Below are 13,794 nucleotides of genomic sequence, written 5' to 3'. Positions count from 1 at the left end.
GTGCAATGCTCGAGCTACCTGTACCGCGACACTCGGAGAGAAAGCGACGACACATGACCTTCAACGAGGGCGCCCGCATGGACTCCGGCCGGGTCTCGGTCGGGGGTGGCGGCGGAGGAGGTGGCCTCGGCGGCAAGTTCGCGATGGGCGGCGGAGCCGGGGGCCTGATCGTGCTTGTTCTCGCTCTGCTGCTCGGCGGCGACCCCGGATCCCTGCTCGGTGGACTGAGCGGTGCCACCGACCCGTCCGCCCAGAGTCCCGGTGCCAGCCTCGAAGGTTGTGAGACGGGTGCGGACGCCAACCGCGACGTGGATTGCCGGGTGGTGTTCACGGTCGGCAGTCTCGACTCCGTGTGGGGGCAGGAACTCGGTGCACAAACCGGAACCGACTACATCCCGCCCGAGGTGGTGCTGTTCTCCGGCGCGGTGAACACCGGGTGCGGAAACGCCACCAGCGAGGTCGGCCCGTTCTACTGCCCGGCAGACTCGACGGCGTACTTCGACACCAGCTTCTTCCAGCTCCTCGTCGACCGCTTCGGGTCGAGTGCCGGACCCCTCGCTCAGGAATACGTCGTGGCGCACGAGGTGGGACACCATATTCAGAATCAGCTGGGCGACATCGGCCGGGCGCAGACCGATCCGCGCGGAGCTGACTCGGCCGCGGTCCGCACCGAACTGCAGGCCGATTGCTACGCCGGCGTGTGGGCCCACTACGCCGACACACTTCCCGGGCCCGACGGCGGACCGCCGTTTCTGAACACCCTCACCGACACCGACATCCAGGACGCGCTGTCCGCGGCCTCGTCGGTGGGTGACGACCGGATCCAGCAGTCCGCGGGCGGCCGGGTCAATCCCGAAGGTTGGACGCACGGCTCCTCCGAGCAACGACAGAAATGGTTCGTCACCGGGTACCGGACAGGCCGGGTCGATGCCTGCAACACCTACTCCGCCCGCGATCTGAACAGCCCACCCGCCCTGCGCTGAGCCGCCTGGCGGCTCGCGTTCCCGCGCAGGGCAACCTGGGCTCGCGACGCGAAAGGAGACGCCGTGTCATTCACGGACCAAGAGATCGCCTACATCCGCTCACAACCCGTCGCACGGTTCTCCACTGTCTGCCCCGACGGGCAGCCCGACGTGGTTCCGCTTGCCTTCGAGTTCGACGGGACATACTTCTGGATCGGCGGTTCCGGGCCGGCCGTGATCCAGACACGCAAGTTCCGCAACCTCCGAGCGGGCAACGTCAAGGTCGCCTTGGTGGTCGACGACCTCGAGTCGATCGAACCGTTCATCGCCCGATGCATTCGGGTTTACGGTATCGCGGAGCAGCCGATCCAGCGGGTGGGCATCGTCGGCCCGGGCATGTATGCCCGCATCACGCCGACGATCTCATGGAGCTGGAACATGGGCGGTGAACCCGTCGGGACCGAATGGTATGAACCGAGACGCACGGTTCACTTGCCGCCCGACGAGGACCCCGAGGGAACCGCGATCAGAACAGAGTGAGAGTCGGTCCGGTACTGCCGGCTCGTACGAGTTCGCGGCGCTCGGCCTCTTCCCGCCCTGCCGCTCCGGCGTCACGATGTTGCGCACGACCGGCCAGACCGTGACGTTCGACGAGCGGGTCGACGCGTGCCTTCAGCCACGACTTGTACTCGGCCGGCACGTAGGCGGATCGACCGTACAACTGCCGGTACTGCCGAATCAGTGCGGGATGTTCGGTGGAGAGCCAGTTCATGAACCAGCCCTTGGTACTCCCCCGCAGGTGCATCGGCAGCACGGTGACTTTCGACGCTCCTGCCTGCGCGATGGCCTCGAGTAAACCGTCGAGGTGCCGTGCCGAGTCCGTCAAAAACGGGATGACCGGGGCGACCATCACATTGCACGTCATGCCCGCATCCGTGATTGCCCGGATCAGATCGAGGCGCGCCCTGGGCGACGGAGTGCCGGGTTCGATCGACTTCTGAAGGTCGGCGTCATGGATGGCCAGCGACACGCCGATACTGACGGCGACCTGCTGTGCAGCCAGTGTCAGGAGCGGGAGGTCGCGCCGCAGAAGCGTTCCCTTCGTCAGGATCGAGAATGGTGTGGCCGACTCAGTCAGTGCCCGGATGATTCCCGGCATGAGTCGGTACCGGCCCTCGGCCCGCTGATACGGGTCGGTGTTGGTGCCCAACGCTACGTGCTCCTGCTTCCACGACTTACGGCTCAGTTCTTTTCGGAGCACCGCCGCGACATTCGTCTTCACCACGATCTGACTGTCGAAATCCCGGCCGGCATCGAGGTCGAGGTACTCGTGGGTGGGCCGGGCAAAGCAGTAACGACACGAATGGGAACACCCTCGAAAAGCGTTGACCGTGTAGCGGAACGGGAGCTGGGACTCCTCGGGCGTCTTGTTGAGCGCACTCTTGCAGAGCACTTCGTGAAAGGTGATGCCCTCGAACTCGGGCGTCTGCACGCTGCGCACCAGACCTGCCCGCTCGAGCCCGGGCAACGCGCCGTCGTCCGCATCGAGCGCCTGCCCGTCCCACCTCATGAGTACATGCGAACATGTGTTCTAACGGGTGTCAAGTCCAACCGGAGCCAAGGGCAGAGCCGGCGTCCGGTCGCGCGTAGAGACGGTCCACTCGGGGTACTCGCGGGAGCGTCGACCGCCGACCACACCCTTGCGAGGTACCCATGTCCACCGACGCGATTGTGCTCCTGCGCAACGACCACAAGGCAATCCGAAAACTCTTCCGCGAGTTCCGTAGCGCCGGCCCCGACGCCGAAGCGGCGAAGGGCCGGATCGTCGACCAGATCATCGAGGCACTGACCGTGCACACCTACCTCGAGAACGAGTGCATGTACCCGGAGGTACGCAAACTCGCCCCCGACCTCGAGGACGACATCTTGGAGTCGTTCGAGGAGCACCACGTCGCCGACGTTCTCGTAACGGAGCTGGCGGCCATGAAGCCCGACAGCGAACGATTCGACGCGAAGGCCACCGTCCTCATCGAGAATGTCGAGCACCACATCGAGGAAGAGGAGCAGGAGTGGTTCCCGAAGGTGCGGGAAGAGCTGGGGCGTAAGCAACTTCAGGAAATGGGTGCGCGACTGCTGGAATTGAAGGAAAAGGCACCCCATTCGCCTGCACAACCGTCGGCGTTGAAGAAGACGGTGGACGCCGTCATCAAGTGATGCACCTGGTGGACCTGAAGTGATGGGTAGATCTCCGGCGACTCCACGAGCGCCCTCTCGCGGTGACCCGCTCGACGTCTGCCGGGTAGCGCGCGGACAGCACCTTCCTGTAGAACTGATCCGGATGCCGATTTGTGACGTAAACCACACCTGAACGTTACCGAACAAACCGGCTAACGGAAACCGAAGTCACCCCGCCCGGAGACACCGCAGTGGCAGTGCGGATCCGCCGTTCGGGAAGGAAGGACACCCCGCATGCTGCTGCCGATGTCGCCGACCGATTCACTGTTCCTGCTCGGCGAGTCGCGGGAGCATCCGATGCATGTGGGCGGCCTGGCGGTGTTCACACCCCCGGACGGCGCCGACGCCGCAGACATGCGGGCGATGTTCGACACGGCCACGGCCTCCACCGAAGTCGCTCCGCTGTTCCGCAAACGCGCCCGACGTTCGATGACCACCCTGGGACAGTGGGGGTGGGTCACCGACACGGAGTTGGACCTGAACCATCACGTGCACCGCCACGCCCTCCCCCGCCCGGGCGGCATGCCCGAACTGCTGGCGTTGTCGTCTCGGTTGCATGCGGGTCTGCTCGACCGCAACCGCCCACTGTGGGAGATGCACCTGATCGAGGGCCTCGCCGACGGACGCTACGCGGTCTACACGAAAATCCACCACGCGCTTGCCGACGGCGCCTCCGCCATGAACCTGCTGCGCCGCAGTATGAGTGAAGATCCCGACCGACGAGGAATGCCAGCCCCCTGGCAGCCGATGCCCACCGCGAGCGGTCGTGTCACACCGCCACCGGGAACGGCGGCGTCACACCTGCCCGGAGTTGCAGACGTGCTGGGCCTGCCAAGACTGGCGTTGCACGGCGCCCGAGAAGTCGCAGGTCTGGCACCGGCGCTGGCAGGCACCATGGACCGGGCCCTGCACGCCCGGGGCGGGCCGCTCTCGATGCGCGCACCGCACACCGTGTTCAACGTTCCGATCGGCGGGGCGCGCCAGTTCTCCGCCCGATCGTGGCCGCTCGAACGGATCAGGTTGCTGGCCAAGCACGCCGACGCCACCGTCAACGACATCGTCCTGGCGATGTCCGCCGGAGCCCTGCGCAGCTACCTCGACGACCTGGGCGCCCTGCCGGATGAACCGCTCATCGCGATGGTCCCGGTTTCCCTACGCGCCGATGACGGCGAATCGCAGGGTGGCAATCGGGTGGGAGTCCTGATGTGCAACCTCGCCACCCACCTTCCCGAGCACGGAGCGAGGCTCGCCACGATTCGGACCTGCATGAGCGAAGGGAAGCAGGCCCTGCGCGCGATGAGCCCGGCCCAGGCGTTGGCGATGAGCGCCCTCGGAGCGGCCCCCCTCGGCCTCGAGATGCTGGCCGGCCGGCGGGGACCACTGCGACCTCCGTTCAACCTCGTCATTTCCAACGTCGCCGGCCCCGCCAGCCCCCTGTATTGGAACGGCGCCCGCCTCGATTCCCTGTACCCTCTGTCGATCCCGGTGACCGGACAGGCACTGAACATCACTGTCACCAGTAGCGACGACCATCTCGTGTTCGGACTGACCGGATGCCGGTCCGCCGTCCCGAATCTGCGCCCGATGCTCGATCATCTCGACACCGAACTCGACGCCCTCGAGCAGGCCGTCGGCCTGTAGTGGCCTCGACGGCGGTCGCACGCCTTTGCGAAGTTCTCGATCACCGGCGCGCAGTGTGGCTCGCGGTTTCGAGTTCGGTCAGGGAGGTGTCGAGGTAGCCGATGATCCGGTGCAAGTGGGGAACCGCGGTGCGATCGCCTACGACACCGACGTGTAACTCCCCGGATCGGCTGGTGAGGGTGATGCTCAACGCCTGTCCGCGAGCGAGGGCCGGTACCGGGTAGACCGCGTCGAGGCGAGCTCCGTTCCAGAATCGTGGGCGGGTCGGACCCGGTGTGTAGGAGATGGTCACGTTGAAAGGCGGCGGGATCTCCTCGAGCACCCGCCGGACCGGTTCCAGCATGATCGGACTCAACGTCAGCGCGCTCACCAACTGAAACTGTGAGCGACCGAGGGCGGCGACAACCCTGCTGGTATGGGCGACGGAGTCGGCAATCCGCGCCAATCGCGCGAGGGGATCGGCTTCGTCGGTGGCCAGCGACACCACCATTGCCCCGACTCCACGGCCCGCGGCCCCGATGGTAGGGCCCTCACCGAAGTCGAGTGGGACCGGCAGCATTGCGGTCAACGGCGCCTCGGGGAGGGCGTACTGCTCGAGCAGATACCCGCGGAGGGCGCCCGCGCACATCGCCAACACCACCACCTCCAGCGGTGCGCCGGTGCAAGTGGCGAGCCGCCGTAGCGGCTTCAGTGGCCAGGACCGGGTCGCTACCTTGCGGGCGCGACCAGTCGGTGCGTTGAAGATCGTCGGCGGTGACTGCAGCGGCAACGTCAGATGTTCTTCGGTCAGCCCGCGGTAGCCCGTCCGCATCAAGGTGGGGAGAATGGCCGCGCACTGCCATGTCAGTTCCACACCGGACCGCAGTGTCACTCGCGGGTCGAGGGAGAGATGCCGCGCTGGGGCCGCGACCGACGGACTCCACGGCGCCGGGCAGTCCCGGATGCCCGGGTCGATCGAGAGCGTGCGGTGCAGTAGCCGTAGCCCGGAGGCGCCGTCGGTCAAAGACAGATGGAACTTCGTGTACACCGCGGTGCGCCCGTCGGTCAGTCCTTCGATGACGTGCATCTCCCACATCGGGTGCTGCGGATCGAGCGGCATCGAGTGCATCTGGGACACCAGCGAGAGTAGGTCGGTCATGGTTCCTCCACCAGGAACTGCGGTGTGCCGCACGTGATAGTCGAGATCGACCTCCTCGTCGACACGCCACCACGGATACCCGTACATCAAGCGGACCGGGCGTTTGCGGAACAGTTCCGAGATCTCGGCGTGAGCGCGGAGCCTCCCGACCATGTCAGCGGCGTGCGCGCCGGGCACGGTGCCGCTGGGTGGTTCGAAGAGCGTCAGGGTGGCCACGTGCATCGGGTGTGAAGGGGACTCGAACAACACGAACATCGCCTCGGTCATCCCCATCGGCGCCAGTCCGCCGAACGCAGTTCGCACACCGCACCTCCCGGCTCTGTGGTCCCAGCACAGCACACTCCGCTCGCGAAGACTGCGTTTCCCGCAGAGACGAAGCACTGCGACCGGTCCACCCGGATGGCACCGGCGATCCTCGGGCGCCGGCAACGGGCAAGTATGCATATCGGTTGCCGCGGGCCGATGAATAATCCCTTTTTCTATCCGACCGAATAGACCATGCGCCGACGCATTCGATCGAGCGTCCAGTAAATAAAATGGGCAATTGTCCAAGAGTATCTGGGCATCTGTTCAATACGAAACCTGAAATTCTTTCCCGCCCGGTGAAACGTTGCGGAAAGTCTGGTCGATATTCGAGTTAAGCGTGGATCAACTGATCCCGTGGAATACAACAAAGGTGAGGAGTGACTTCAGATGGGTTCTGCAGGTATCGACTTCAGTGTCGCCTTCGACGCTTTCTTGAAATGGTTGAGCGTCACATTCGGCGGCGGCATCGGCATCGGCTGACAGCGCCGGGCATATCCGAAGAACGACAGCAGCTCGACTCACCACACCAGTGGTAGCCGAGCCGCTGCCATGGTCCGCTCGACCCGCTACGACCGCCTCTCTCGTGATCGCCGGTCTGTTCGAGCGCCGGCCCCTTTCGAGCACATTGGGCATTGCGGTGCATGGGTACACGCGCGTATATTGAGTACTGCGGATCGAGATAGTAATCGGCAACGGTGAAAGACTCGTGAAGCAGAGATCCGGCCGAGAATGTGAGAGCATTCCCGGCCGAACCCCTGTCTGGGGTATTCCTCGCCAGCGCGTCAGGCGGCAGTTGTAGCCGCAACCTCCGAATACGCCGAGTCCCCGAATGCGCCGAGCGCACTGAAGCCGCCGAGTGCACTGAAGCGGCGTACGCCGCTTCCCTCGACGAGAATCGGGTCGAGATGGCGTCCCTCCGGCCGAAGGGGTCAGGCGGCCGGAGGGACTGGCTGTCGCGGGTTCGCCGTCCGAGGTCGCGCGGCAGCCCAGACATCGGATACCCGCATTCGCCTCAATTACTCCTCGGGCCCGGACGCCGCGTTCCTCTCACGCTTTGCTGGTGTTCAGTGAGGACTCGGGTCGTCATCTGGGGTCGCGTGAATTCACCAGTTCGTGGTGCGCCACTACGCCGGCGGTGGCATATTCCTGACCATGCCGAAGTACAAGGTGACTCTTCGTGACGGAAGCTCGAGCGACAGAACCTTCGAATCAGACTTCCAGGCGATCAACGAGACCCATAGGCCGACCGAATCCGTGGCAAGCATCGTCCGGATCGACCGTTACGACGACGATGGGGATCCCCACGGCGTGTGGTCGGCGGCGCCCACGCGCCGCACACAACGCGATTGACGCTCGGCCCTGGAAGGAGCTGATAACCTCCTCCCTTCTTTCGTCGGCGCGAGTTGGACAACCGACTTCAACAGATACGTATTTCTACCAAGGGTCGTGCGATTCGCGCTTGCCGCGTTTTCGGAAATGGGAAACGCTCACCAACGGGCAACCGCATCGCGCACAATGGCTACCGGACGAAGCACGATGGGTTGCCGGAGGTCGTTACCGCAACCGCGAACCGCCTTTTCCCACTACGGAATAGCTTCTGAGCCAGAGGAGCAGACCCAATGCCCGTTCCACAGCACAAATTGCTGCAATCCGTCCAGGATCGCACCATCGAGCTGCGGAGGTGGTTGGACGCCGACCACAACAGCGCGGCCCTCACGGCATATCTGCGCGACGAACCGGTCGACGACCGGTGGCTTGCCACCTATCTCCGGCTCCAACACGACCTCCTCCGGGCGGTCGGCCACGCGCACAAGCCGGAGGCGTCCCGGAAGAGGGCCGACCAGCATCGACACCGACGCAGTGGTGCCGCCACATCCTCGCCACGCCGAGGGCGATGAGCGAGGGGACGAGCGGATCAGTGCCTGATACCGTCTCGACCGCTCTACCAACACTTTCCGGACGGCACGTCGGTCAGGCGTCGATCGTCGACTCCCGAGCACTTGGCCGCTCGTCCAACAGACCCGTCGGCGTCGTGTGAGTGTCGCTCGAGTGCAGAAGCCGGAATCGACCGTGAGTCACCGCGATATCCGCCCGCGAGTCGATGGCCCTGAGTAGCATCTAGATCATCTCGTTCGAATCCCTTTCGGAGGCCGACGTGCGTGGACTGGGTATCGATCTCGGAACTGCCAATACTGTCGTCGGCACACCGGAAGAGGGGGTCGTCCTGAACGAGCCGTCCTTCATGCTCGTTCGCACCAAGGAACCACACCGCGCCCTCGCCATCGGTCACGATGCTCGCAGCCTCGTCGGCCGCACTCCCATCGGCATCACGCAGGTGCGTCCGATGCACAACGGAGTGATCGTCGACCTGGAAACCGCCCGCACCTTCGTCAGCGCCGTCATCAAACGGGCCTCCCCACACAGGCCGTACGGCGTGCGACCGAAGGGTGTCATCGCGGTCCCCGCGGGCGCCACACCGCTCGAACGCCGTGCTCTGCTGGAGGTCGGACACGAGGCGGGCCTACGGAAGGTCGGTTTGATACCGGAACCTGTCGCGGGAGCACTCGGCTGCGGTATCAACCCGCTCGAGCCGCGCGCCCACCTCGTTGTGGATATCGGCGGTGGCACTTCGGAAGTCACAGCGATTTGTTTCGGTGGCATTCTCTCGCATCGCAGTTGCCGGCTCGCCGGGGACGAACTCACGCACGCGCTCTACCAATACCTCCGGGCCGAGCACAACATCATCGTCGGTGAACTCACGGCCGAACGAGCGAAGGTGGGCGCGCCCGACACCGAGGACGGACAGTCACTCGTCGTGGAAGGCCGGGACGCCGTGACCGGCCGTGCACGTCTGGTCACGCTCGAAACCGAGGAAGTAGTCGATGCCTTACGCCCGACTATGTCGGGGATCGTTCAGACGCTTACCGAATGCCTGGAGGACCTTCCCGCCCAGGCGATCGGCGACGTGATGGCGGAAGGTGTGCTCGCCATCGGCGGTGGGTCGATGCTGCGTGGTGTGTCGGAGATGCTCGAACAGGCCTTCGGATTCCCGGTGAAGACGGCCGAGCGGCCGCTCACCTGCGTCGCCGAAGGCGCTACGGCGTGCTTGGAGCACCCTGAGGTCGTGGCCGCGTACAGCAATTGATCACCGAATCGGCAGCACGCCGGGCGGCCGTGGGAAGTAGTAGTCGAGGATTTTCTTGACGACGGGCCCGGAGGTCGCGGACCCGAAACCACCGCCACGAACCAGCACCGACACCACGATCTGGGGAGCGTCGAAGGGTGCGACCGCGGAAAACCAGGCGTTGAGACCTTCGCCGGGCGCCGACGGATCCTCGGCCGTGCCCGTCTTTGCACCCGCCGGCACCGGCAGTTCCGCAAGCTGTCCGGCCGTGCCGGCCGCCGCGGATGCCCGCATCCCGGCCCGCACCGGGTCGAGTCTGTCCGCGAAGGGCAATCGCATAGGTTCCGCTGTCGGGATGGGGACGACGTCCGGCCCGTACCCTGCTGCGAGCTGGGGGGTGACCATCGCACCCGTCGCAATCCCCGACGTCCAGCGCGCCACCTGTATCGGAGTGGCATTGACGGTGCCTTGGCCGATTCCCATCAGAAGCGTAGAACCGGGATACCAAGTGGCGCCGATACTTCCGACATTGGCCGGAGTGCCGAGGAAGCCCTCGGCCTCACCGGGAAGGTCGATCCCCGATCGCCGGCCGACACCGAGTTGGTCGGCCACTGCGGCGATGTTCTCGGGACCGAGGAGTTCGCCGAGCTTGTAGAAGTAGACGTTGTCCGACCACTGGATGGCCTGCAGCAGATTATGGGGGCCCATCGGTTGCCAGTTCCGAAAGGTATGGCCGCCGTACGTATAGGCGGCACCGGTTTCGATCACGGACTCCGGCGCAAGGACCGGGTACTGCGTATTCGCTGCGGCGACGACGATCTTGAATGTCGAACCGGGCGGCACCGCGGTCTGGGTCACGTTGTTCAGCAACGGGCTCGGGCCCGGGGTCTGGGCCTGAGCCGCCAGGGCAACGAGGTCGGCCGGGGGGCCGTAGACGTTGTTGTCGAATCCGGGAACGCTGGCCATCGCCAGCACTGCCCCGTTGCGCGCATCCATCACGATGGCAGCGCCGAGGTCGCCCCTGCTCTTACGCATCGCCTCGGTGAGCGCATCCGTAGCAAGGTTCTGCACGGCGACGTCGAGGTGCAACCGCAGGTCATGCCCTCGTACAGGGTCTACTCGCTCCCCGGTGGCGACGGGATGCCCGGAGGGATCCACGTAGACGCACTGCTTGCCGTCGCTGCCGCGCAGCAGGGCATCGTACTGCTTCTCGAGTCCCGCCTTGCCGACCCGCGATCCGAGGGCAAGGTGCGGCCAGCGTTCCATGTCGTGCTCGTCGGCCACCCCGACGTGTCCGAGGACGGAGGCGAGCACCGCGCCGTACGGATAGTGCCGGCGACCGGAAGGCACCACGAGAACCCCGGGCAGACGAGCGTCCACGACGCGCCGAGCGACTTCGGGGGCGACGGTCCCCACGACGACGTCCTGTTCGCCCTCGCCACGTTCCCGCACGACACTCGTCACCTCCTCCGGCGAGATACCGAGCAGTGAGGCGAGGCGGCGGCGGGAACCGGCGTCGTTCTCGTCGAACATCCGGGCGACCACCGCTACGGCATACTCCGCGACGTTCACTGCGAGGGGAACACCATTGCGATCGACGACGAGACCGCGCTCGGCCGGCAGGCGGATACAGCGCATCATCTGCTGGTCGCTCATCGCACGTAGGTCCGCGCCCCGGTCGTGCTGCAGCTGCCACGTGAACAAGGACATCGCGACGAGCAGCGCAGTGACGGTCACTGCGCCGACGGACAGCCCTCTCGGCCGGCGGCGCCGTCGGGGCTCCGGCGCCCAGAGCGGTCGTGCTACGCCGTCCCTACGCACGGCGAGCACCAGTCCGACGGCCACGAAGCCGACGATCGCCGCAGTGCCTCCGTAGCTGAACAGCGGAATCGGCATGCCGTTGTGCGGCAGCAAGGAGAGACTCGCACCGATCGAGACGAGTGCGTGGATCCCGAACAGTCCACCGACGCCCGCTGCGACGAGTGCTGCTTCCCTCGTCCGTGCGGTTCTGGCTGCGAGTGCAGCCCGCCACACGATGACCGAACTCGCCACCACGACAGCGATTCCGGCGATCAAGCCCCATCCATACACCAGGCTCGCGAACGCCAGGTCGTGTTCCGATTCGGGAAGGTATTCGGCACGTACCTCGAAGAGCGGGTCACGCGAAAGGCCCCACAACCCGCCGCTACCGATCGCGATGTTCGCCTGCATTTCGGCCCACCCCGCCCCGCTCGGGTCGGCATTGCTCGACAGGAACACATGGACGCGTTCGAGCTGATACGGCCGGAGAAAGAGCACGGCGAGTGGCAACGAGGCGATTCCCAGCATGAACAACGGCAACAACGGCAACAACGGGACCCGCGCCAGGACGAGCATGAATCCCGCGGTCACCACGAGAACGACGGCAGTCGACAGGTCGGGCTGCAGTGCGACCAGCGCCACGGGGATTCCCACGACCGCCAGCGTCGCAACGAATCGGCCGAGTGTGAACCCCGCAGCAAGCAACCCCGCCGACACCAGAACCACAGCCAGCTTGGCCAGTTCGGACGGTTGAATGGTGAATATGCCGAAGTCGAGCCAGCGCTGGGCGCCTTTGGTCGCGACCCCGGCAAGTGGGACGGCGGCCAGCATCGCGGTGGTGACAGTGAATATCGCCCAGCCGAATGCTCGCAGGTCACCCATCCGCAGGCGGGAGACGACGCGCATCAATCCGAGTCCGGCGGCAGCGAAGAGGGCATGGCGCACGGCGTGCGAGGTCATTCCCGTCGACGTCAGGTTGAGCAGTCCGAGCACCACGAGGACGACCGCTGCCGTGACGATCCAGGGATCCGATTCCCGCTTGTCTTCCTGCATGTCTCACCGCTCCCCGATGCTCAGCAGGATGCGTTCTCGGCAGGCATCAGCACCGGCTCCGAGGCGGCTGTCGCGGGGAAAATCGTGACCGCAGCGACAGCGAGGGCGGTGCTGGGGGGCAGATCTGTCCGGCCGATGCCGTATACCTGTTGCGCGCCGGGTGGGACGTGGAGCGACACCTCGTTGCCCGTCCGCACCTCGCCCGAGCATCGGTCGTACACATTCAGCTTCCAAACCACGGTGCCTTCATTCGGGGCCGAGTCGAGATGAACGTCGACCCTGATGTCGCACGCACGTCCCGACGTGCATTCGCCGTTGGCGAGTGTGGCGGTAACCATGGTGATGATCCCCGCACTGGCGGGGGCCCCGACCTCCACCGATATCGGTTCCGCACGCTGTCCCCCCGGTGCCGGTGAACCCGGATCGCCGGTGGGTTCGGGTGGCGGCGGCGATACCGGGGCGATCTGATTCTGGTCCGACGGATTCACCGGATTCAGAACGGCATCCCAGCCGCGACGCAATTCCGACCACACCCGCGGTGCGGTCCACAGCACTCCGGCGAGCACCACGATCGCGATGAGACCCAGCGCACCACGGCGACGCGAGAGCCGTCTCTTTCTGCGGTGCCATGGACTTCGAACCGGTGGAAACCAGTCGCCGGTGGCAAGTGATGCCCCGGCACCCCCCGGCCGGCGCCCCTGAGGGGTCCGTTCCTCCCCCGTCTCACGGCCGTCCGATAGTTGGCGCCCCAGCGTGGCGAAGACCAGCGCGCCGAGTTGTCGCCGCGTCCTCTCTTCGTCGGCCGGGTCGATGTCAGGTGCGATTGCCCGACGAACTCGTTGCATCACATCGTCGAGATCCGTTGCTTCTGTAGTTGATTCGTGTATCCGGTCAACCAGTGCGGACGCGCGGCAGTTCGCCGCGATACTTCTCGACAGGTCGGCGATCGCATCGCTGATCTCGCGCCAGGACGCCGCACGCCCGGTGAACTCGATCGTGAGCTTTCCTTCTTCGAACACTGTGACGGCATCATCTCGGAACAGGATCGGTAGGCGGCCTCGGCTGCGCGTCAGCTCGAGCTGGTCGAGCGCATCGGTGATGAGCCACGACGCCTGCGCCGGGGTCAACGCCGCAATCCCGAGCAGCCTTCGGAGTGAGACGCCGGTGCCACGTGCGTCCTCATCTTGTCGTTCAGGAGGTACGGACCCGACCACTACGGGCTCGCCTCTCCCCGCGAGGAGCCCTGACACCACTTCGATCATCGCGCACCCCGAAACGCTATGCCTCCCGCACGGGTTGGAACAGAACCGGGCGGGCGGCGGCGGACCTTGAGCTGGGCTTACTCGCTGTCGAACTCCCATATGCCTGTGAGAGTCAATTTAACTCTCATCCGCGCTCCCGGAACACCGATCCGCACTCCCGGAACATCCCGTTACTCATCCGAGATACACGGCGACAAGCACCTCGGCCCATCGCCTGGCCGTACTGCCATACGTGAACCGATCACGGGTCAGGTTTACCTCTCCTTCAAGAGA

Annotated in this window: 11 protein-coding genes; 7 read left to right on the top strand and 4 right to left on the bottom strand. The window is 65.5% G+C overall.

Translation table 11 applies throughout. From position 1 onward, the window contains the following. Window positions 1–53 precede the first annotated feature (53 nt). Both HYG77_RS30600 and HYG77_RS30595 read left to right on the top strand, forming a co-directional pair. Window positions 54–983: a neutral zinc metallopeptidase gene (locus tag HYG77_RS30600; protein WP_208961471.1), complete on the top strand. Its 930-nt coding sequence runs from the start codon at window positions 54–56 to the stop codon at window positions 981–983. Window positions 984–1,046: 63 nt separating this feature from the next. Then, entirely contained in the window at window positions 1,047–1,502 is a 456-nt protein-coding gene (locus tag HYG77_RS30595; RefSeq protein WP_208961470.1) for a PPOX class F420-dependent oxidoreductase, read from the top strand. On the opposite strand, the gene HYG77_RS30590 is transcribed toward HYG77_RS30595, so the two are convergent. Further along, the gene (locus HYG77_RS30590) at window positions 1,489–2,532 is read right to left on the bottom strand and encodes an Rv2578c family radical SAM protein (protein ID WP_208961469.1); all 1,044 of its coding nucleotides are present in this window, start codon (window positions 2,530–2,532) and stop codon (window positions 1,489–1,491) included. The two genes, HYG77_RS30595 and HYG77_RS30590, sit on opposite strands and share 14 nt — an antisense overlap. A 143-nt stretch (window positions 2,533–2,675) precedes the next feature. Between HYG77_RS30590 and HYG77_RS30585 the strand changes: the two genes are divergently transcribed. Beyond that, window positions 2,676–3,176, top strand: a complete 501-nt coding sequence (locus HYG77_RS30585) for a hemerythrin domain-containing protein (RefSeq protein ID WP_109330326.1) — start codon at window positions 2,676–2,678, stop codon at window positions 3,174–3,176. Between the two features lie 255 nt (window positions 3,177–3,431). After that, window positions 3,432–4,838, top strand: coding sequence for a wax ester/triacylglycerol synthase family O-acyltransferase (locus HYG77_RS30580; protein WP_208961468.1), 1,407 nt, complete (start codon window positions 3,432–3,434; stop codon window positions 4,836–4,838). Window positions 4,839–4,878: 40 nt separating this feature from the next. On the opposite strand, the gene HYG77_RS30575 is transcribed toward HYG77_RS30580, so the two are convergent. Next, a complete protein-coding gene (locus HYG77_RS30575) occupies window positions 4,879–6,249 on the bottom strand; it encodes a wax ester/triacylglycerol synthase family O-acyltransferase (protein ID WP_208963578.1) in 1,371 nt (456 codons plus the stop codon). A gap of 1,185 nt (window positions 6,250–7,434) precedes the next feature. Here HYG77_RS30575 and HYG77_RS30570 point away from each other — a divergent pair. From HYG77_RS30570 to HYG77_RS30560, 3 genes are all read left to right on the top strand, one after another. Beyond that, entirely contained in the window at window positions 7,435–7,632 is a 198-nt protein-coding gene (locus HYG77_RS30570; protein WP_109335140.1) for a hypothetical protein, read from the top strand. 269 nt (window positions 7,633–7,901) lie between these two features. Then, window positions 7,902–8,180 (top strand): hypothetical protein, encoded by a 279-nt coding sequence (locus HYG77_RS30565; protein WP_230989856.1) that lies wholly within the window; start codon window positions 7,902–7,904, stop codon window positions 8,178–8,180. Between the two features lie 257 nt (window positions 8,181–8,437). Continuing rightward, the gene (locus HYG77_RS30560) at window positions 8,438–9,427 is read left to right on the top strand and encodes a rod shape-determining protein (RefSeq protein ID WP_109330329.1); all 990 of its coding nucleotides are present in this window, start codon (window positions 8,438–8,440) and stop codon (window positions 9,425–9,427) included. Here the strand turns inward: HYG77_RS30560 and HYG77_RS30555 are convergent, their stop codons facing one another. Further along, complete coding sequence (locus tag HYG77_RS30555) at window positions 9,428–12,259, bottom strand: FtsW/RodA/SpoVE family cell cycle protein (protein ID WP_208961467.1); 2,832 nt, start codon at window positions 12,257–12,259, stop codon at window positions 9,428–9,430. Between the two features lie 20 nt (window positions 12,260–12,279). Further along, window positions 12,280–13,521, bottom strand: a complete 1,242-nt coding sequence (locus tag HYG77_RS30550; RefSeq protein ID WP_208961466.1) for a hypothetical protein — start codon at window positions 13,519–13,521, stop codon at window positions 12,280–12,282. Window positions 13,522–13,794: the final 273 nt, after the last annotated feature.

The organism is Rhodococcus sp. ZPP, assembly GCF_017656075.1.
GTDB classification, from domain to species: domain Bacteria; phylum Actinomycetota; class Actinomycetes; order Mycobacteriales; family Mycobacteriaceae; genus Rhodococcus_F; species Rhodococcus_F oxybenzonivorans.
Note: the sequence above shows the minus strand (reverse complement) of the source record. Positions and strands in the feature narration are given on the sequence as shown.

Bases quoted from the DNA above. Each gene is read 5' to 3' on its own strand.
- HYG77_RS30600 (WP_208961471.1), top strand. From the start codon at position 54: ATGACCTTCAACGAGGGCGCCCGCATGGACTCCGGCCGGGTCTCGGTC.
- HYG77_RS30590 (WP_208961469.1), bottom strand. From the start codon at position 2,532: ATGAGGTGGGACGGGCAGGCGCTCGATGCGGACGACGGCGCGTTGCCC.
- HYG77_RS30585 (WP_109330326.1), top strand. From the start codon at position 2,676: ATGTCCACCGACGCGATTGTGCTCCTGCGCAACGACCACAAGGCAATC.
- HYG77_RS30580 (WP_208961468.1), top strand. From the start codon at position 3,432: ATGCTGCTGCCGATGTCGCCGACCGATTCACTGTTCCTGCTCGGCGAG.
- HYG77_RS30575 (WP_208963578.1), bottom strand. From the start codon at position 6,249: ATGGGGATGACCGAGGCGATGTTCGTGTTGTTCGAGTCCCCTTCACAC.
- HYG77_RS30570 (WP_109335140.1), top strand. From the start codon at position 7,435: ATGCCGAAGTACAAGGTGACTCTTCGTGACGGAAGCTCGAGCGACAGA.
- HYG77_RS30565 (WP_230989856.1), top strand. From the start codon at position 7,902: ATGCCCGTTCCACAGCACAAATTGCTGCAATCCGTCCAGGATCGCACC.
- HYG77_RS30555 (WP_208961467.1), bottom strand. From the start codon at position 12,259: ATGCAGGAAGACAAGCGGGAATCGGATCCCTGGATCGTCACGGCAGCG.
- HYG77_RS30550 (WP_208961466.1), bottom strand. From the start codon at position 13,521: ATGATCGAAGTGGTGTCAGGGCTCCTCGCGGGGAGAGGCGAGCCCGTA.